The sequence below is a fragment of the Methylocaldum sp. genome (assembly GCF_035627495.1).
Classification (GTDB): domain Bacteria; phylum Pseudomonadota; class Gammaproteobacteria; order Methylococcales; family Methylococcaceae; genus Methylocaldum.
This window is the reverse complement of record NZ_DASPLO010000175.1, coordinates 44,624-63,631: the sequence shown is the minus strand read 5'-3', so window position 1 is coordinate 63,631 and position 19,008 is coordinate 44,624. Positions and strand designations below refer to the sequence as shown.

Sequence of the window (19,008 nt, the reverse complement as noted above, 5' to 3'; positions counted from 1 at the left end):
CCCCGTGCAATGTCACGGCTCCGGAGTTCTCCACAGCGTCGCTAGGAAAAATCCGCTAATTCAGCAGCGTGCAGAATTGATAGATGAGAGGGACGCGCCGCCTTCGCTGAAGACGCGGCGGGGGTGAGATCGAACGAGCGGTCGCTCTAGGCGGGATCAGCAGTATCAGCCAACAGATCACCCAGGCGAAGAAAATCTCCAGCTTCTGATCGAAGAGGCCGTGGTTGCTGTGATCGAAAGTCTTGGCATCGAGACACAAGCCAAGGTTGCAGTCGTCGGGAAGGGCTGGCTCATGATGGGACGAACTGCCGGAATCTCCCTGCTCGCACGCCGACAGGAATACGCCATGCAACTGCTTGAAGACCGTCTCGCAGACGATAGCCGCAGGCAACACCAACCACGCGATCAGAAAGAACGGAATCAGAACGCGGGTTAGAACGGAGTGTTTACGGAGATACTTCAATACGTTGCCGTCCACATCGGGGATCTCGCCTATAAGCGCATCAGGTCGCCTGAGGAAAGATACCATAAGACTAAGCCGTTAGCGGACATGCACAATACGATCTTTTACCGATGAGGCGGCCGGAAGCCTTTCCCACAGCGGGACTAAACCCCCAGTCTCGTCAACAGTATCCCCGAAAACCTGTGAATCCCGCGACAGAGGCTTGATTCTGGACGGGGTTCCAGGGTTTACGCTATCGGCGCATTCACTGAAGAGGAGGGTGTTTATGCCCACCATCGGGAAAGCGGCGGCTAAGGCTAGGATTAGCATCGACGCGGTGCGCTTTTATGAGCGCGCGGGCCTTCTGAAAAAAGCGGCGCGTACGCCGGGCCAAGGTGCTGGGATTTTCATCGGAGGAAATCGCCGAATTGCTGGCTCTCAATGCCGGGCCGGCGCCGGTCCCTTATGCGTTCGTCAAAGCGCGGTGAGTCCGTACTCATTCATTCGAATCCGGGAGAAGAAATATGGTCACATTTGAAGACGCACAACATCGGACGGTTCCTGGTTCCACTACGGCGGCAACTTCAAATGATGTTGGCAACGGGATTCCTTCGACCTGGGCAACGCCGACGCACTGTTTATGGAATTGGCGACCGATGGCGAGCCACTGCTTCCGAACTCCGACAGACTCCGCGGCTTGATAAGAAGTATCAAAGATCGGCGGGATAAACACGGGAAGCGGATGAATACAGGAGGGCAACCGTGGAATCGGTTAAGTTCATGAACGCGCAGGCAGCGGCGGGTCGATATATCGGTTGGCTGTTGTTTTTGCTTATTGGCCCCGCGCTGGCCGGTTGCGCCGGTCTCCGGCCGCATTTCCCGCCACCGGCGCAGGTCGAGGCTCAGGTTGAGATGCCGGGCATGCCGGGGGTGAGGGCCTGGGGCGACGAGTTCAGCCCGGTATTCCAGAAAGATTTTATCGAATCCGTTCGTCAGGAAGAGCGGAGCGGTCTGTTCAAAGCGGGCGATACCGTCAGCATCCTGGCAATCTCGGGCGGCGGGGGCGACGGCGCCTTTGGCGCGGGCCTCTTGTGCGGGTGGACCGCGGCGGGGAATCGCCCCAGTTTCAAGCTGGTCACCGGCGTCAGCACCGGGGCGCTCACCGCCCCCTTCGCGTTCCTGGGGGCCCGCCTACGACAACAAGCTGAAAAAGGTTTACACGACCATCAGCTCCAAGGAGATCTTCAAGCTGAAAGCCTTCTTCGGCATGCTGCAGACCGACGCCATCAGTTTTAGCGACCCGCTCGCCAAGCTCACCACGGACTATGTTGACGAGCAGATGCTCAAGGCCATCGCCGCCGAGCATGCTAAGGGTCGGCGGCTGTATATCGGCACGACCGCCCTCGACGCCCAGCGCCCGGTGGTTTGGAACATGGGCGCCATCGCCGCCTCCGGGCACCCCGACGCGCCCGAATTGTTCCGCAAGATCATGATCGCGTCCGCCGCCGTGCCGGTGGCATTCCCGCCCGTGTATCTGACGGTCGAAGCCGGCGGGCGCCAAAGACCTCGGCTTTGAGCATCTGCGCCGAAAACCCCGTGTGTACGTGATCCGGAACACCCAGGCCAAACCCAATTGGCATACCGTTAGGCCGGTGATGCGCGCCACTGCCCCGCGCTCGGTCTCTTCCCTGATCAAGGCGCAGGGGGTCGGCGATCTCTACCGCATTTTCGTGATAGCCCGGCGGGACGGATTGGATTTCAACCTGGCCTTGATTTCGGATGAAATGGATACCGCGAACCGTGCCGACGAGTTCGACAACACCGTGATGAACGTCTTGTTCGACACCGGTTACAAACTGGCCCACTATGGCTATCGCTGGCTGAAGGGGCCGCCGGGATTCTTTCCTGTGACTGGAGAAGCTACACGGGATTACCGGCCGATTCGCAGAAAACTGGAGGAAGAGACCTTGGAGACAAGTCCTTAAGCATTCCGAGTGTTGGTGATAGCCTTATCGGTGCGATCTTTCTCAAATGGACTATTGGAGGCAGCGATGAAAACCGAACATGGCGGTCGAGTTCTTCGGATCATGGGACACATGGGGGGGCCTTCTTTTGGGCGCCAGCGGCACCAGCGCCAAGGATCTCGGCGAGACCGAAACAGCCTGGGACGCCGCTTTTCCGACCGTAGAAAAACTCCAGTTTATGAGGGACTTGGGATTGAAGATTGGAGGATGGCTTAACGCGGGCATCAGCACCAACTTCAACGGTTCGCCCGACAATTTCAACGGCCCGGTGGGACTCAACGATCGGGACGCCGAGCCGCAGATCAATCAAATCTATCTCTATCTGGCGCGGGAGGTCGACAAACAAGCCGATCACTGGGATTTCGGAGGGCGCTTCGACTTTCTCTACGGCACCGACGCCTTCATTGCGCAGGCACGCGGCTGGGATAACGACATCATCACCAATGGCACCTCGCGTTTTTACAACATCGCTTTACCGCAGCTCTACGCGGAAATTTACGCGCCGTACGGCAACGGGATTACGGCCAGGATCGGCCATTTTTATGGGCTTACCCACTATGAGTCGGTCATGGCCTCCGACAATTTCTTCTATTCCCACAGCATGAGCTGGACCTGGGACGGGCCATTCACCCACACGGGCGTGCTCTTCGGCTATCCGATCAACGACAACTTCGAAGTAACGGGCGGAGGCGTCATGGGCTGGGACAACTTCACCGACGACATGGAAGTTTGGAACTTCCTAGGTCAATTCAGCTGGACCAGCGACGATAAAGCCACCGAGGCCTTGGTGGCGGTGGTCACCGGCGATTTCAACTCGGACCTCGACAACCGGACCCGTTACACGGTGAGGCTCGAGCATTCCCCTGCGGAGTACTTTCACTACACCCTGCAGCACACCTACGGCGTTCAGTTCAGCGATCCGGCGCGCGGCGGCAAGGACACCTCGTGGTACGGAATCCAGAGCTGGATGTTCTATGATCTTACCGACAGCCTGGCTTTCGGATTGCGCGCCGAGTGGATCCGGGACCAGGACGGCGTGCGTTTCCGCTTCAACGACCGTCCCGGAAGCGCGCCTATCGGGATCGGTTCCAGCTATTACGAGGTCACCGCCGGCTTGAACTGGAAGCCCGTGAAATGGCTCGCGATCCGCCCGGAGGTCCGCTATGACTGGGCCGATGACGCCAAAGCCTTTAGCGCCGGAGCGCGGACGACGCAGCTCATGTTCGCCACGGATGTCGTCGTCCGCTTCTGATCTCGACTTAATCTCCTTTCGGAGCGGGGGTATGCAACTCTGCTTTGCGCTAACCGGACTACGGAATCGTCTTCGGTCCCCGGGTTGCGGCGGCTGCCTGCCAATCTTCGCGGCGGATAGTCGCCGACAGCAAGCGGTGGACCAGGCCGGCGAGAATCGCTCCGATTATGGGAGCGACCCAAAAGAGCCAGAGCTGGACGAGCGCCCAATCTCCCACGAACAGTGCGGGTCCGGTGCTTCGGGCCGGGTTCACCGAGGTATTGGTCACCGGTATGCTCACCAGGTGAATCAGGGTAAGACCCAAGCCGATGGCCAAGGGTGCGAAACCCTGCGGAGCGCGCGAATCGGTGACTCCCAATATGATCATGAGGAACATGAAGGTCATCACGACCTCGGTTAAAAAGCCCGCGCTCATGGAATATTCTCCGGGAGAATGCGCGCCGTAGCCGTTGGCGGCAAATCCCGCGGCGACGTCGAATCCAGCCTTTCCGCTAGCGATCAGATACAACACGCCGGCACCCAGGATCGCACCGAAAACCTGAGACACAATGTAAGGCGCCAAATCCGACGCCGGTATACGGCCGCCGGCCCAAAGACCGACGGACACCGCCGGATTGAAATGGCCGCCGGAAATATGGCCCACGGCATAGGCCATCGTCAGCACGGTCAAACCGAATGCCAGAGATACGCCGAGCAAACCGATTCCGACGTTCGGGAAGGCGGCGGCAAGAACGGCGCTGCCGCAGCCGCCGAAAACCAGCCAGAACGTTCCGATAAACTCCGCGGTACAACGACGATAAATCGACCACATGATCAGTCCCTCCAAAGTTTTTTCCAAAACGAGCTGATTTCCGTTTCTGCTTGAAAGCAGGACGAGCGGTCACTTCTTAGATCATGTTTTGACCGCTAACTCACAGCATCTAATGAAAACATTTTGAGGTCAATGTGATACCGTAGTTCTCGTTAAGGAATTCACCGACGGCGCCAAAGGACGGTATGAATGGATCAACAGAAAGCGGAAACCGGCATCGGCCATTTTTTCGTGGGCAAGGACCCGTTCTTTCGCTTGCAACGGGCGGTCGGCTTGGCGCCGCCCCGTGATTTGGGCGTAAAGCGGCGTGCGCTGTTCTTCGCGCTGTTGTGTTGGCTGCCCATCATCATCGCGGCCTTGATCGCGGGCCGAGCATTCGGTGGCATAGCCGACGAACCCCTGCTCCTTCACTTCGCCATCCATTCCCGCTCCCTCATTGCGATACCGCTTTTCATCCTCGGCGACAGCGCCCTTTTGCGACTCGAATTGCTGATTCGCCATTTTGTCGTCTCAGGACTGGTCGGCGAATCTTCGCTGCCAAGGTTCCAAGCGGCTTTGAATATCGCCGACCGCCTGCTGAATTCCTGGTCGGTCTTCGCCATCCTCGTCGCCCTCGTGGCGGCGAACGTGATTTATCCTCTACAACAGTTCGAGCGACTGCATGAGGCGTCCTGGGCCATCGACCGGGATGCCGGCCGGGTCGGGCTCATCTTTGCCGGGTGGTGGTATCTCCTGGTGCTGCGCCCGATTTTCAGCCTCCTATTAGGATTATGGACATGGCGTATCGTGGTTTTCGGGATTCTGTTGCGGCGGATTTCCAAGCTGGATCTCGAACTCGTTCCGGTTCATCCGGACCGAGCCGGCGGCCTGGGTTTCCTGAGCATCGCCCCGCAGATTTTCATTCCATTCGTGCTGGGCGTATCCATCGTGCTGGCCTCCCACTTCGCACACAGCGTCCTTTACCATGACATGCGTGTCGAGTCCTTGAGAATGCCCATGGCGCTTTACGTCATGGTCGTACTGTTCCTGTGTTTAAGCCCGCTGCTGGTGCTCACCGGAAAATTGAAACGCCTGCGGCGCAAAGCCCTGCTCGATTACGGCGCCTTGGCGGGACGGCACGGACGGTTGGTCGACCGGCGCTGGGTCCGCGGGGAAACGATCCGCGACGACGCCTTGCTCAACGCTCCGGAACTCGGCCCCGTCGCGGACGTGCGTTCCATGCACGAGACCGTGAGCGCCATTCAGCTGGCACCCATCGGCAGGCAGACCGTACTCACACTTCTCGCGGCGGCGGCCTTGCCGATGGTTCCGGTTCTGGCCATCGAAATCCCTGTCGGGGATCTCTTGAAAATGCTGGCGGGATATTTGTTTTGAGCCCGTTAAGGATAGATCGGCGGCCGCTGCTGCTGACGGCCTTGCTGATAACCCTGCCGATAGGCGCGCTCCTCGACCTGCTTGTGCTGGTCGTACAGAAAACTGCCCACCAGGCCCGCACCCGCACCGATCGCCGCGCCTAGCCCGGCGTTCCCGGCGATGGCGCCGATTGCCGCGCCGGCCCCGGTCGTGCCGACGGTACCGCTCAGCATCCGCTGCTCGCTAGGAGACATGCCGGCGCACCCCGATACCAAGGCTGCGCCCAAAAGACCCGAGAAAATTCGCGATTTCATAACTGCCATCTCTCTTGTCCGTGGATCAATCGCTGGGCCGGGCCGTTTTTTTGCAGGGCCATTTTTCGGCCATGAATCTGAACATCACATCCACCGGCCGTTCGTTGCCGTATTCCGGGTGAGCTTGTGCCCAGGATACGAACTCGCTGATCGCCTGCTGGCGGGTCGGCTTCGGATCGGGAGGACACACCAAGGGTTGACTGTCGGGCCCGGAATACAAGGAGTCGTGATAGTGGTAGGCGCCCACCAGATAACCGGTGCAAAAATGCACGGCGGCGACATTGAGCGGATCGTCGCGGGGCGTTGTGCAAAGATCGATCAGGTCTTCGGCGTTTCGAACCAGAAAATCCTCCTCCATAACCGCCGAGGCGTAGGACATGGGGAGCAGGGTCGCCAACAGCACCATTCCTTTGATTATCAAACGCTTGACTCGCATGGGTTTACCTCCTTGAATCCATGTCTTGTCGGATATCGAACCGATCTTAATCGGCGCCACGCTGTTCCCGGCTTAGCCTGCGCATAGAGCAGCGCCGGCAGGATGTTGGGTGCACCCTCGGGCGCCTGCAGAGGTATCGAGCCGACAACGGAGCCTTGGTGATTTATCCCGATTGTGGCACCTGGGAGCCGATACTCCGGCCTAGGGTAAATGTTTCGTCCAATTTGACCTGAAATTTCTAATCCTCGGTTTGCAACGCAGTGCGGATGTCGTCGGACATCCCGAGCCTTATGGAATCCGCAGTACCTGGCCCGGATAAATCCGATCGGGGTCCTTCAGGACGTCGCGGTTGGCCTCGAAGATGCGGGGCCACTGGCTGGTATTGCCGTAATAACGCCGGGCGATCTTCGAGAGGGTGTCGCCGGAAACCACGGTGTAGGAGGCGCCCGCTGACGAAGGGTCGGCCGTTGCGGTGCTTTCCGCGCTACCCATCGGAGCAGCAGCGGATGGCGCCGAAGTTTTCTGGCTTCCCGGCTCTTCTTTGTCCCCCTTGCCAAAGAACTTGGCGGCGGCGCCGGCCGCCAGTGCGGCACCCAGGCCGCCCAGGAGGGCTTTGCCCATGGTTGACATTTGGCTCTTGTCCGGAACACGGCCTTCCGGCGTCAGCTTGTCGAGCAGTTCCGGCAGAAATTGAGAGAGCACGTTCGCACCCTGGCTGGCCGAAATGCCGGCCCGTTGCGAAAGCGTCTCGACCCGCTCCCTGCCCAGAATATCGGCCACCTGATCCGATGTGATGGAACGATTCCGTCCCGTTCCGATCCACGATGAAACGATATCACCGAGCCCCTGCCGCTGAGCCCGACTTCTGATCCCTTCGATCCCGCCGGTATTCTCGTCTTGCAGCATATCCAACAGACTTTCGGCGAGAGTCTGGGTTTGGCGCTGGGCGGAATCCGAGTCGCTGCCGGCCAGGCGTTGAACGATTTCCGTAAACAGGCTCACGATTCCTTCCTCCGTTTGCTTGATTTGCTCAATCGTTCCGGAGAGAGCAGTGGAACGACGATATGCCATAACGGGAACGGCCTGCCTTGCGGACGCCGCTTTCCCCCAGGTCGATGTGACTGTGTGACTGCCGAATGCCTCCTAAAGTTTCTGTATTGCCCGGGCGTCCCCGGTAGCCGCCGCCGTTCGAGCAACACACCCGCTTATGACGCTTCGAATGGCGATGCCCGCCCCACCGCCGCTTCGATTCAAGCCTATTTCCTTTGACGCTATTTCCAGGTAAAGATAGGTCTTCACGGCAAGAGGGCTGAAAACCATGAATTTTTGCTCTCTTAATTGTTTCCGGCTTTTCCAAGACCATCGCCCGATCCCATGTTGCCTCATCTCCGGCCTCTCATCCTGCCTTTGCTGAGGAGAAGAAAGTCCGTGAAAAAACGCCAGGTCGCCGCATTTTGCTTCGCCCTCCTGTCCGCGCTGTCGGCCCAGGCCGGGACCTACGACCTGGTCGTCGGCAAGAAGGCGGTGAATCTGACCGGCCGGGAGCGTACCAGCCTCGTGGTCAACGGCTCCATGCCGGCGCCCACGCTGCGTTGGCGGGAGGGCGAGGAAGTCACCTTGCGCGTGACCAACCGATTGGGCGAGCCGACCTCGATCCACTGGCATGGCATCGTGCTGCCTTATGACATGGACGGCGTCCCCGGCATCAGCTTTCCCGGCATTCCGCCCGGCGAAACCTTCACCTACCGTTTCAAGCTCGGCCAGAGCGGGACCTACTGGTATCACGGCCATTCGGCGATGCAGGAACAACTGGGGCTGATGGGCGCGATCATCATCGAGCCCGCGAAGGGCGAAATCCAGACTTACGATCGCGACTATACGGTGATCCTGTCCGACTGGTCGGACGAGAACCCGCACCGGGTGCTTTCGAAGCTGAAAAAACAGAGCGACTACTACAACTTCCAAAAGCGCACCGTATTCGATTTCTTTCGGGATCTGTCGGGCAAGGGGGTCAAGGAAACCATGGCCGACCGACTGGCCTGGGGCGAGATGCGGATGGACCCGACCGATATCGCCGATGTCACCGGCTATACCTACACCTTCTTGGTCAACGGCCAAAGTCCCGAAGCTAACTGGACGGCTCTGTTCAAACCGGGCGAGCGCATCCGTCTGCGTTTCATCAATGGGGCGGCGATGACCCATTTCGATGTGAAGATACCGGGGCTCAAAATGCGGGTCATCCAGGCGGATGGACAAAACGTGGAGCCGGTCGAGGTGGACGAGTTTCGTATTGCCGTCGCGGAAACCTACGATGTGCTGGTCGAGCCCCGCGAAAACCGAGCCTACGCCGTTTTCGCGGAAGCCATGGACCGCAGCGGCTATGCCGGCGCGACCCTGGCGCCGCGCCGCGGCATGAGGGCGGAGGTTCCGGCGCTCCGGCCGCGCCCGCTGGTGACTTTGGCCGAGATGGGCGCGGCCCACGGGATGAATCACGGTTCCGCGGCCATGAACCATTCGCCGGAAGAGGAAACCGGAGCGAACGGCCATGAAGGTCATGATATGGCGGGCATGGACCATGCTTCAATGCCGGAGATGAATCACTCGATGTCTCCCCATGCCGGTCACGAGGGGCATGCCATGGCGGACCACGGCGAGGAACCCGCCGGCACGGCTCATCGGGTGCTCACCTATGCCGATCTCAAAAGCGCGACGAAACACGCGGACTGGCGCGAGCCCGATCGGGAAATTGTTCTCCGCCTCACGGGTACGATGAACCGCTACATCTGGTCCATCAACGGCAAGAAGTACTCCGAGGCCGAGCCGATTCGCCTGAAATACGGCGAGAGGGTGCGTTTTACCTATATCAACGAGACCATGATGAACCATCCGCTTCATCTGCACGGCATGTGGCAGGACCTCGATAACGGCAAGGGGCCGTTCAACCCGCGCAAACACGTCGTCAACGTCAAGCCGGGCGAGACCGTGCATGTCGACGTGCCGGCCGATGCGCCGGGCGAATGGGCGTTTCATTGCCACCTGGTCTATCACATGGAAACCGGGATGTTCCGCAAGATCATCGTGGAGTATCCCGATACGGCTGCGAAAAAGGGAGCTTGAGAGCGTGACTCCGGGTCTCGATAACCACCGTAACCGGCATTCGATTCCGGTTTATGCAGCGGCCATCTTGATTGTGTTCGGCAGCGGCCGCGCGACGGCTCAATTGGACGAGGCGATCTACAACTATCTCAAGTTCGAACGGTTCGAGTACGAGGGAAACGCCAATATTCACCTCTTCAAGTGGGACGTCGAAGGCTGGACCGGCAGCGACTACAACAAGCTGTGGGTGAAAAGCGAGGGCGATTACGTCTTCGATCAGGATATCTTCGGGCGGGCCGATCTTCAGTTGCTCTACAGCCGCAACATCGCCACCTTTTGGGATGCCCAGATCGGCGTCCGCCGCGCCTTCGAGCCGGAACGCACCTTCGACAGCGTGATCGGCATCCAGGGGCTTGCGCCTTATTTTTTCGAGACCGAAGCGGCCATGTTCATCAGCGAGAACGGCAACGTGCTCGGACGCTTCAAGCTGGCCTACGAACTTTTGCTGACCCAACGCCTCATCGCCCAGCCGCGCGTCGAAATCAATGTGTCCGCAGACGACATCGAGAACCGCGGCGTAAAAGCCGGCATCACCGAATTCGAAGCGGGGCTCAGGCTGCGCTACGAGATCGTGCGGGAATTCGCGCCTTATATCGGCTTCGATTACGTCGAGGAGCAGTCCCTGCTGGAGCACAAGCACACAGTGAGGGCAGTGGCCGGTTTTAGGGCCTGGTTTTAGCTTCGCGATGTCCACAAAAGCTGTGGAGCGGCTTGTGGATAATAATGTGAAAAGCCACAAATGCTCACGTTATATCAATGGTTTAACGGATGTGTCCAAATCTCGGACACCGGTGCGGCAAACTGCTTGGGCTATGAGGCCGCAGGTTTTATCTCAGTTGTAATACCTCGTCTAATCTTGTGGGAGCGGGCTTTAGCCCGCGATCTTGGGTGGCCTCCAGTCGCGGGCTAAAGCCCGCTCCCACGGGAGGCAAGCACTCCTTTAGCGTGGGCGCGGCAGGGGTAGGCCGGAATAAGCTGATGCTAAGGTGATCGACTCCGCTCGAGTTCGATTGCCGTAGCGCAGACCGTCCGAATGGCATTCCCGAAGTCCGCGAAAGCGGCGTCCCAGGTACGAGGCGTATTCAGCAGCAGCCGTGAGCGGCAACGGCGTCGTAACTCATGGTCCGACAGCAATTGTTCCAAGCCGTCTCGAAAAGCGTCGGGATCGGCGATGGGCGCAACGAAGCCGGTCTTTCCGTGCTGCACGATTCGAGAAGCCTCGCCGACGGCCGTGGTCACGATAGGTAGCCCAACGGCCGCCGCTTCCGCCAAAGCCATGCCGTAAGCTTCGAACCGGCTGGCGAAGGCGAAGATATCCATCGCACCGAGAAGTTGGGCCAGTTTTGGCGTGTCCAGAACGCCGTGACGGGTAATCCGGGTTTGCAGCCCCAGTTCCGCGATCCTTGAGCGGAAACGTTCGGTATAGCCGGGATCGGTTCGATCGTCGCCTACTAAATGCCATGCCCAACAGTAATGCTGGAGTTTGGCCAGGATTTCGAGCAGTTCGGTTAGCCCTTTTGCGGGAAGCAGGTTGGCGACGGTCGCGATTTGAATTGTCCAGCCTGCTGTCGGCTCGGCCGAAGCTTGTCTTGCGGCGAGAAACGCGGCATCGACTCCCGGCTCGCAGAGGAAAACCGGTTTGCCGGGGTAGAGACGTTCGAGCAGACGTTGAATCGATAATCCGGTCGCGATGAAAAACTGGACACGCTCCGCGGCCCGCTCGAACCGGTCTTTCTCTTCTTTGCGCCGATCCGCGTCGAGCAGCGGGTTCAGAAAAGGGACATAATGCGCCAAAAATCCGTGGATCGGTCCGTCCTGAACCAGCGGACAGTTCGATAAGCTTTCCAAAAGTAGGCTGTCCCACAGAATAATCGAGTCGCGCGGCAAACGGGAAAACGTCGGCATCGCGCCGTCGGACGAGATAGCCATGGTTTCGAGCGGAAAGCCGCTTTCTACCGCCCGGTCGATCACATGGCGGTTAAAAACATTGCCGCCGGAGGGACAAGCATCGAGCGGCGGATGAACGAACACGAGTTTCATCGAATCAACCGAATAGAATCCAAATACCGAGAATGAGTCATAACGCGCCTCTTGAATCCAAACTGGTCGAATGGAGCGAACGCCATGCGATGTTGATGGGCCTGGCCGTCGGAGGTCTGTGGTTCCATGCGCCGCCGGAGTTTCTCGCGGCAATGGCCGCCGCGTCGTTTCTCGGTCTGATCCGGCAGTTCCGGCGGCAATGGACCCCCGCCGAAGCGTTCGGCGCGGCTAATGCGATCACCTTGATCCGTTTGATCGGAACGTTCTTCCTGCTGCTTTTTCCGATCGGAAACGGCTGGTTATTGGCTTCCATCGTCCTGCTCATTTTATACGCCGACGGCTTGGACGGATGGGTGGCCAGACGCTGGAAGCTGGCTTCACCCTTCGGCGATTGCTTCGACAAGGAAGTGGATGCGTTCTTTTTTCTGGCCCTGTGCCTGCTCTTATACAATCGCGGCCATCTCGGCGTTTGGGTGCTGTTTCCCGGAATGTTGCGTTATTTGTTCGTGTTGTTCGTCAAGATTGCGGGACCGCCGTGCCGCGTCGTGGAGGGCAACTGGTTTACCCGCTCCGTCTCGGTAATCGCCATCATCGTTTTCACGCTGTGTCTGCTCCCGGTGGGGCTGTTCTGTACCGAACTCGCGATGACGGCTACAGCCGGCTTGTGTGTCTCGTTTCTTTACTCCCTGGTTCAGCTCCGTCGGCCGCAACTCCGGATATGATCTGATGAGCCTACGCACTACGCCAGTCAATGGTTTGGATGACATTCGGGCGTTTTTCGACCGTCTCGCGCCGGCTTATCGCGATTGCCACGGCAAGGCGGACAAGCTCCTGCGCTATCGGCTCGGCATCATCGATCGCCTGCTGGACGGTGCGAACCGCAGTGTCCTGGTGGAAATCGGCTGCGGTACGGGAATGCATCTTTTTCCCCTGGCCGCCCGGTTCGAGCGAGTGCACGGCACCGATCTTTCGTCCGGAATGATCGAACAGGCGGAGCTTCTTCGTCTTCGACACCCTTACGCCGAACGCATCGGTTTGAGCGTCGATCCCGCCGAAGCCTTGATCTCGGTGGGCGATGCCGAAGCGGACGCGGTGCTGTGCGTCGGCGCCCTGGAACACATGCTGGACCAGCGGCAAGCGCTGCGTGAAGCCGGCCGCATTCTCAAGCTCGGCGGCGTCTTCGTCTGCCTCACGCCCAACGCCGATTATGTCTGGTACGCCCGGTTCGCTCCCTGGCTGAAGCTCAGTACCAAACATCTGAGCACGGATCGGTTTCTCGGCAAAGAAGAATTGGCCAATCTACTAGAATCTGCCGGATTCAAAGTCGACAGCATCGGCCCGTGGACCTTTATTCCGCGGGGCGATATGCCGCGGTCTCTCGCCGGGATTCTGGTGCTGCTGGACGGCGTCGGGCGTCTCTTGCGCATCCCGTCCTTTCGAGGCGGACTCTGGTGCCGTGCGGTCAAGCGCGGCTGATCGAACGGCGTTGTGAGTTTCAAAAGATCATCGCACGGGGCGAGGGCGCGTCCTTCGGGTTATCATTACGCCCGCTTTCCGGCCGGCGCTGTCGCGCACTAACCGAACGTGCCGGACACCCGAACCGATTTTCCGCTTTTGACTGACAACTAAAAAAACCGATGTCGTACTATCTGGAACCTAATAAAGATTACCGCAATGATAGCCTGCGCCATGGCGCCGAGTTTTCCGAGGAAGACATTCGCGTAGACACCGCGAAGCATTACGACGACTGTTATTGGGATTACCGGACCGCATGGTTCGATAACGAGAATCTGGCCTTGCATTACGGGTATTGGGACGAAAATACCAAGACTCACAGCCAGGCCTTGCTGAACAAGAATCGCATACTCGCCGAAATCGCCGGCATCAAGCCGGAAGACCATGTCCTGGATGCAGGCTGCGGCATCGGCGGCAGTTCGATCTGGCTGGCGAAGCATGTGGGTTGCCGAGCCACGGGCATTACCGTCAGCGCCCAGCAGGTCGAGCACGCCAAGCGGAACGCGGCCCGCCATGGAGTTTCCGACAAGGTGGATTTCCAGGCGGCGGATTTCTGCAAGACCCCGTTCCCGGACGAATCCTTCGACGTGGTTTGGGCGGTGGAAAGCAGTTGCTATGCGACGGACAAGCGGGATTTCTTTCGGGAAGCTTACCGCTTGCTGCGCAAGGGCGGGACGCTGATTGCCTGCGACGGTTACGCCACGCGCCGGGAATTCAACGAAGAGGAGTGGCAGGCCGTCATGGACTGCCTAAATGGGTGGGCCGTGCCTAACCTTTCCAGTGTCGAGGAATTTCAGGCCGGCATGGAGGAATGCGGATTCCGCGATGTGCACATCACCGAAGCCACGGCCGAGACCATGCCGTCGTCCCGGAGAATGTACCTGACCGCCCTGTGGACGTATCCGATGCAATTGACCATGCAATGGCTGGGACTCCGCAAAAAAGCCCAGACGGCGAATTTCAAGGTGGCGCTCGCCCAATACAAGGTATTCCGCGACCAGATGGTTCGCTACTGTATTTTTCGAGCAAAGAAGTAAGTGGTAGGGTGGGTTAGGTGTGCCCCCACACAACCCGCGTGTAGCCAGCGAGTTAGGCGCGCAACCCACCAAAGCGAGCGGCAAGGCTACTGAGCGTTGATCTGGTGGGTTACGGCGCACTCGAAGCGCAGTGATCGACGGCCAGCCTGTGCCGGAGTGCGCCTAACCCACCCTACGAAATCCCGGTTTTCGTACCCTACAGAAGCTATGTCGATACCGGGATAAGCTGTCGTAGATCGGCAATCCTTTGCCGACGAATGGGTTAAGTCCTGAGCCGGCTCCGAAACACCGGCAAGCGCACCCGCGCTTCGAGACCGCCTTCCGGGCGATTGTGAAGACTCAGCGTTCCGCCTTGGGCGCTGAGCAGATTGGCGGCGATCGGGAGCCCCAGGCCGGTGCCGCCGGTTTCCCGCGAGCGCGAGGTTTCCAGCCGAAAAAAGGGCTGCATCACGTCGCCGAGGTGTTCTTCCGGGATGCCGGGGCCGGCGTCCCGCACCCGAATCAGCCAGTCGTCGCCCGAGCGCTCCAAGGTTACGTCGGCTTTCCCGCCATATTTAACCGCGTTGTCGATGAGGTTGAGAAAGCTGCGCCGTAGCGCTTCCGGCCGGCCGGAGATCAGCGCGCCGTCCGGTCCTTCGAAGCGGGCGTTCCCGCCGGCGTCCTCGGTATCGTCGCAGAGGCTTTGCAGCAGGGCGCCGAGATCGATCGTTTGCGGCGGCGGCCCCGAGTCCAGGCTGCGCGCCAGGGCCAATCCTTCGTTGACCAGCGCCTGCATGGCGGCCACATCTTCCGCCAGCCGGGTGCGTAGCCGCTCGTCGTCGCACTGTTCCAGCCGCAGGCGCAACCGGGTGAGCGGCGTCTTCAAGTCGTGGGTGATGGCGGCGAGGATGCGGGTTCGCTCCTCGATATACGAACGCAAGCGTTCCCGCATCCGGTTGAAAGTCCGGGCCGCCTGCCGTACCTCGATAGGCCCGGATTCGTCCATGGGAGGATGATCCGGATCACGGCCGAACGACTCGGCGGCATGAACCAGGCGCCGCAAGGGTTGCAGGACCAGGCGGACGGCGAACCAGACCACGATTGCCAGCAGACCCGCCAAAATCGAAAGATTGGCGATGAACCCTGCCATCCTCGGTGCGCGAGGTGGCGGCAGCTCGCGGGTCGCTTCGATCAGAACCCGTTGTTCATCTGCAAACCGGATCCGCGCGCCGACGGTGCGGGACGGCGAACACTCGGCCGGGCCATCGCGGCAGTCGGGGCCTACGGTTCTCCAGGCCGCTTCCACCGTGATGGATGGTCCCGCCGCTTCGGCCAAGGCGGCGGTGAAGGAAGGGTCGTCCGGGCGCTCCTCGGACGACCGTTTGCGATTGGAAGGGTTGTCCGGGTGCTCCCCGGATGACCGTTTGCGATTGGAAGGGTCGTCCGGGCGCTCCCCGGATGACCGTTTGCGATTGGAAGGGGGGCTCTGGTGCTCCCAGAGATCCCGTTTGCGACTGGACGGCAGGGATTGCGCCGGTTCCGCCGCCGTCCCGTCCACCGGTTCGATGCGCCATTGACCGGACGGCAAGGCGCGAACCGTGGCTAGACGCTGTTCGGGCGGCAGGGCGGCCAACAGGTGCAGGATGTCGGCGATACGTTCGGCCGTCCCGTGCTCCCGAAAGCTTTGCACGATGCGTCCGCGCTCCTGCAGCGCCAGACTCAGGGTGATGAAGACCGCCGCCAGCACGCCGGCGAGCAGCAGGAGAAACAGCCGGACGGCGAGCGAGCGGGGTGGGAAGGGGAGTCTCACGGTTCCTGCTCCACCGTCGCGGCCAGTACGTAACCCTCGTTTCGCAGGGTTTTGATCAGGCTCGGTGCCCGGGCGTTGTCGCCCAGCTTCTGGCGCAGCCGGCTGACCCGGAGGTCGATGGAGCGGTCGAAGGGGTCCGCCTCCCGGCCGCGGGTCAAGTCCATGAGCTGATCGCGGGTGAGCACCCGGTTGGGATGGGTGAGAAACACCTGTAATAAACGGTATTCGGCACCCGATAGTGCCACCACCACGCCCTGGGAAGAAGTGAGTTGGCGCGTCTGCCCGTCCAGGGTCCAGCCGGCGAAGCGCCAGCGGTGCGCCGCATCCGAAACGCCTCGGTTCGGCAGTGAGCGGGCGCGGCGCAGAATATTGCGGATGCGGGCCAGAAGTTCGCGGGGTTCGAAGGGCTTGGCGAGATAGTCATCAGCGCCCATTTCCAGTCCCAGCACCCGGTCGATCGGTTCTCCGCGAGCGGTGAGCATGAGCACCGGGAGATCAGAGCGGGCGCGCAAATCGCGGCACAGGCTCAAGCCGTCCTGGCCCGGCAGCATCAGGTCGAGGACGATCAGATCGATGCCGCTGCTTTCCAGCACCTCTCGCATCTGCCGGCCATCGGCGGCCAGACTGACGCGGTAGCCGTGCTGCTTGAGATAGTCGCCGACCAGCATGCGGATTTCGCGGTCGTCGTCGATGACCAGAATGTGTTCTGTGGTGTCCATGGAGGCTTTTTACCGCGGTTGCCGGTTGAAAGTCATGGTCTTTTGTATCGCTTTGTATCGGCTGCGGTTGCCGACAAGAAACGATACAAAACCATCGCCGGCCGGACACATACCTGATACATGTGACGTGTGAAATAGGTTCCGAAGACGGCGGGACGACCCCGCAGGTCTAAGCAGTGTCTGTCGGCTTCAGCCGACTTTTCACAACCGAATGAGGAATCCATATGAAATCTTACCGCAAAGCACTTGTGATGAGTCTTGCCCTACTCAGCCCCGTAGCCGTGATCGCCGAACCCGCCCAAACGGGTACCGAATCCGGCATGGTCGGCCAAGGCCCCGGTGTCCCCCGCGGTGAACACGGGAAGCGCTTTATCGAGGAGCGGATGGCGGAACTGCACAAGGAATTGAAGCTGACGGCAGCGCAGGAAGCGGACTGGAACACCTGGTCCGCCAAGATCAAGGAAATCAGAGAAGCGAAGAAACAGTCGCGTCCCGACCGCGAGGCCATGAAGAACCTGCCGGCACCGGAGCGCCTGGAAAAAATGATCGCCCACAATAAGGCGAAACAGACCTATCTCGAAGAAGCTCTGGGTGCGACCAAGACCTTCTATGCCACGCTGACCCCGGAGCAGCGTAAAGTCTTCGACGACCTGACGCCGTTCGGCGAGCGTGCCCCCAAATGGAAGCACCACGGCGGCCCGCGCCATTCGGGCGCGAAGTGACGGGTCGTTCCGTAACTCGGAACCCATAGGCTTCGTAGGCTTCGTAGGCTTCGTAGGGCGGGTTAGCCGGTACCCCGGCGTAACCCGCCGATGCCGTTGAATCAAACCTTCTCGGCTAGTACATCGATCTGATGAATGATCAAGCCGAGCTCTCGGGTTTCCAAGCGCTCGGAGCGCTCCCGGTGCCATTGGTCGAGCGCTTCCTTCGGGAATTGCCCGGATTGGATGGCTTCGTCCCGGATCATGTTCAGCAAGGCGGTGAGGCAAACGGCATCGCGGTCGCGATAATAGGTGCGGCGGAGCGGGGTAATGTTCCAGTCGGAGCTGCCGTAGGCGATCGGTTCAAAGCCGGTTTCGCCGAGGATGCGGTGCAGCCGTCTTCCGGAGCGTGCGCCGCCGCTGTTTTCGTCCCATACCCTGCGCTCTTCCATCGAGGTGTCGTACAGGGCAAGGATGCGGCTTTCGAAATCTTCATCGCGGTAGACCGGAAACAGTGCGGTCTCGCCGTCGTAATTGATGGTGCTGTAAAACAGTCCCTTCGGCCGCAGCCAGCGTGCTATCCGTTCGGCCATGGTCCTTAGGGGCAGAAGATCCATCACCGCGTGGGTGATGACCGCATCGAAAGATGCCGGGGCTTGATTCGGCGCGAAGTGCTGTAAGTCGCTGCACACGAAATCTATCGAAATTTCATGGCTACTTTGCCGGGCACGGATGCCGGTCGGCTCCGCCGAGACATCGAAGCCTCTATGCCGAAGCAAATCAGCCATCCTTTCTTGGGCGATCCCTAAAAGCGTCGGGTCCCGATCCACGGCGGTGATGTGCAAATCGGCTTCGGTGACCAAATTCAGCAGCCGCCGCACGGAAGCGCCGGTGCCGGTGCCGAGGTCGAGGCAGGTCACGCGCGGTTGGCCGGACACCCATCGGGCAAACTCGGTTTTGACGTCGGGGTTCAGGCTGCGCTCGTCGAGCGCGAATTTGGCTTCGAGATAGTCGTGGAAATGGATGTCCACGGCCTTCGGGGTTCTAAAGCGAACTGCCGAAAGCCGCCCAATCCCGGTCGTTCTCCCACAGCTTGATCGTCATCTTTACGCCGCGCAGCGTCAGTCTGTCCCTGAGCAGTTCCCAGAAGATGCGGGCGAAGTGTTCGAGGCTGGGATTGAGGCCGCGAAAAGCCTCCAGATCGTTGAGGACGCAATCCTTGAACTCCCCGATCAGCGCCATCGTTGCTTGCTCCAGATCCACGATGTCGATCAGATAGCCGTGCCGGTCGAGCTGCAGGCCTTCGATCAGCACTTCCGCCTTATAGTGGTGGCTGTGCTCGTGGTTCTCGTCGCCCCAATCCCCGCCGATCAGGAAATGGCGGGCGATGAAGTCGCGGGTGATGGCAAGCTGGTACAT

The 19,008-nt window shown here is 59.9% G+C and carries 20 protein-coding genes and 3 pseudogenes; 13 read left to right on the top strand and 10 right to left on the bottom strand.

Annotation, left to right across the window (positions count from 1 at the left end; all coding sequences use genetic code 11):
• Positions 1–55 precede the first annotated feature (55 nt).
• Positions 56–478: a hypothetical protein gene (locus VEB01_RS16080; RefSeq protein WP_324877182.1), complete on the bottom strand. Its 423-nt coding sequence runs from the start codon at positions 476–478 to the stop codon at positions 56–58.
• Positions 479–728: 250 nt separating this feature from the next.
• Between VEB01_RS16080 and VEB01_RS23150 the strand changes: the two are divergent.
• The 6 genes and pseudogenes from VEB01_RS23150 to VEB01_RS16060 all read left to right on the top strand — a co-directional run.
• A pseudogene (locus tag VEB01_RS23150) lies at positions 729–821 on the top strand (MerR family transcriptional regulator); the annotation flags it as partial.
• 10 nt (positions 822–831) lie between these two features.
• Positions 832–930, top strand: a pseudogene (locus VEB01_RS23145) (hypothetical protein); the annotation flags it as partial.
• A gap of 274 nt (positions 931–1,204) precedes the next feature.
• Positions 1,205–1,738 (top strand): patatin-like phospholipase family protein, encoded by a 534-nt coding sequence (locus VEB01_RS16075; protein ID WP_324877181.1) that lies wholly within the window; start codon positions 1,205–1,207, stop codon positions 1,736–1,738.
• Positions 1,710–2,018, top strand: coding sequence for a patatin-like phospholipase domain-containing protein (locus tag VEB01_RS16070; RefSeq protein WP_324877180.1), 309 nt, complete (start codon positions 1,710–1,712; stop codon positions 2,016–2,018). The genes VEB01_RS16075 and VEB01_RS16070 overlap by 29 nt, the downstream gene beginning before the upstream one ends.
• A 22-nt stretch (positions 2,019–2,040) precedes the next feature.
• Positions 2,041–2,427: a hypothetical protein gene (locus VEB01_RS16065; protein ID WP_324877178.1), complete on the top strand. Its 387-nt coding sequence runs from the start codon at positions 2,041–2,043 to the stop codon at positions 2,425–2,427.
• Between the two features lie 79 nt (positions 2,428–2,506).
• Positions 2,507–3,718 carry a porin gene (locus VEB01_RS16060; protein WP_324877176.1) on the top strand — a complete coding sequence of 404 codons (1,212 nt, stop codon included), beginning with the start codon at positions 2,507–2,509 and terminating at the stop codon, positions 3,716–3,718.
• 58 nt (positions 3,719–3,776) lie between these two features.
• On the opposite strand, the gene aqpZ is transcribed toward VEB01_RS16060, so the two are convergent.
• Positions 3,777–4,529: an aquaporin Z gene (gene aqpZ / locus VEB01_RS16055; protein ID WP_324877174.1), complete on the bottom strand. Its 753-nt coding sequence runs from the start codon at positions 4,527–4,529 to the stop codon at positions 3,777–3,779.
• Between the two features lie 189 nt (positions 4,530–4,718).
• Here aqpZ and VEB01_RS16050 point away from each other — a divergent pair, with 189 nt between their 5' ends.
• Positions 4,719–5,903: a hypothetical protein gene (locus VEB01_RS16050; protein WP_324877173.1), complete on the top strand. Its 1,185-nt coding sequence runs from the start codon at positions 4,719–4,721 to the stop codon at positions 5,901–5,903.
• Between the two features lie 5 nt (positions 5,904–5,908).
• Here the strand turns inward: VEB01_RS16050 and VEB01_RS16045 are convergent, their stop codons facing one another.
• The 3 genes and pseudogenes from VEB01_RS16045 to VEB01_RS23140 form a co-directional block, all read right to left on the bottom strand.
• Entirely contained in the window at positions 5,909–6,196 is a 288-nt protein-coding gene (locus VEB01_RS16045; protein WP_324877171.1) for a hypothetical protein, read from the bottom strand.
• Between the two features lie 25 nt (positions 6,197–6,221).
• Positions 6,222–6,632 carry a Rap1a/Tai family immunity protein gene (locus tag VEB01_RS16040; RefSeq protein WP_324877169.1) on the bottom strand — a complete coding sequence of 137 codons (411 nt, stop codon included), beginning with the start codon at positions 6,630–6,632 and terminating at the stop codon, positions 6,222–6,224.
• Between the two features lie 288 nt (positions 6,633–6,920).
• Positions 6,921–7,709, bottom strand: a pseudogene (locus VEB01_RS23140) (YidB family protein); the annotation flags it as partial.
• Positions 7,710–8,060: 351 nt separating this feature from the next.
• Here VEB01_RS23140 and VEB01_RS16025 point away from each other — a divergent pair.
• Both VEB01_RS16025 and VEB01_RS16020 read left to right on the top strand, forming a co-directional pair.
• Positions 8,061–9,749, top strand: a complete 1,689-nt coding sequence (locus VEB01_RS16025; RefSeq protein WP_324877168.1) for a copper resistance system multicopper oxidase — start codon at positions 8,061–8,063, stop codon at positions 9,747–9,749.
• A gap of 4 nt (positions 9,750–9,753) precedes the next feature.
• Positions 9,754–10,467 carry a copper resistance protein B gene (locus tag VEB01_RS16020; protein WP_324877167.1) on the top strand — a complete coding sequence of 238 codons (714 nt, stop codon included), beginning with the start codon at positions 9,754–9,756 and terminating at the stop codon, positions 10,465–10,467.
• 302 nt (positions 10,468–10,769) lie between these two features.
• Here the strand turns inward: VEB01_RS16020 and VEB01_RS16015 are convergent, their stop codons facing one another.
• The gene (locus tag VEB01_RS16015) at positions 10,770–11,828 is read right to left on the bottom strand and encodes a glycosyltransferase family 4 protein (protein WP_324877166.1); all 1,059 of its coding nucleotides are present in this window, start codon (positions 11,826–11,828) and stop codon (positions 10,770–10,772) included.
• A 32-nt stretch (positions 11,829–11,860) separates the two neighbouring features.
• Between VEB01_RS16015 and VEB01_RS16010 the strand changes: the two genes are divergently transcribed.
• From VEB01_RS16010 to VEB01_RS16000, 3 genes are all read left to right on the top strand, one after another.
• Positions 11,861–12,550, top strand: a complete 690-nt coding sequence (locus VEB01_RS16010) for a CDP-alcohol phosphatidyltransferase family protein (RefSeq protein WP_324877164.1) — start codon at positions 11,861–11,863, stop codon at positions 12,548–12,550.
• A gap of 4 nt (positions 12,551–12,554) precedes the next feature.
• A complete protein-coding gene (locus VEB01_RS16005) occupies positions 12,555–13,304 on the top strand; it encodes a class I SAM-dependent methyltransferase (protein ID WP_324877162.1) in 750 nt (249 codons plus the stop codon).
• Between the two features lie 161 nt (positions 13,305–13,465).
• Positions 13,466–14,380, top strand: coding sequence for a methyltransferase domain-containing protein (locus tag VEB01_RS16000; RefSeq protein ID WP_324877160.1), 915 nt, complete (start codon positions 13,466–13,468; stop codon positions 14,378–14,380).
• 262 nt (positions 14,381–14,642) lie between these two features.
• On the opposite strand, the gene VEB01_RS15995 is transcribed toward VEB01_RS16000, so the two are convergent.
• Both VEB01_RS15995 and VEB01_RS15990 read right to left on the bottom strand, forming a co-directional pair.
• The gene (locus VEB01_RS15995) at positions 14,643–16,169 is read right to left on the bottom strand and encodes a sensor histidine kinase (RefSeq protein WP_324877158.1); all 1,527 of its coding nucleotides are present in this window, start codon (positions 16,167–16,169) and stop codon (positions 14,643–14,645) included.
• A complete protein-coding gene (locus tag VEB01_RS15990; RefSeq protein ID WP_324877156.1) occupies positions 16,166–16,888 on the bottom strand; it encodes a response regulator transcription factor in 723 nt (240 codons plus the stop codon). The genes VEB01_RS15995 and VEB01_RS15990 overlap by 4 nt, the downstream gene beginning before the upstream one ends.
• Before the next feature lie 224 nt (positions 16,889–17,112).
• Between VEB01_RS15990 and VEB01_RS15985 the strand changes: the two genes are divergently transcribed.
• Complete coding sequence (locus tag VEB01_RS15985; protein ID WP_324877155.1) at positions 17,113–17,610, top strand: Spy/CpxP family protein refolding chaperone; 498 nt, start codon at positions 17,113–17,115, stop codon at positions 17,608–17,610.
• 101 nt (positions 17,611–17,711) lie between these two features.
• Here VEB01_RS15985 and VEB01_RS15980 read toward each other — a convergent pair whose 3' ends face one another.
• Both VEB01_RS15980 and VEB01_RS15975 read right to left on the bottom strand, forming a co-directional pair.
• Positions 17,712–18,620: a class I SAM-dependent methyltransferase gene (locus VEB01_RS15980; RefSeq protein WP_324877152.1), complete on the bottom strand. Its 909-nt coding sequence runs from the start codon at positions 18,618–18,620 to the stop codon at positions 17,712–17,714.
• 13 nt (positions 18,621–18,633) lie between these two features.
• Positions 18,634–19,008: a 6-pyruvoyl trahydropterin synthase family protein gene (locus tag VEB01_RS15975; RefSeq protein WP_324877150.1), complete on the bottom strand. Its 375-nt coding sequence runs from the start codon at positions 19,006–19,008 to the stop codon at positions 18,634–18,636.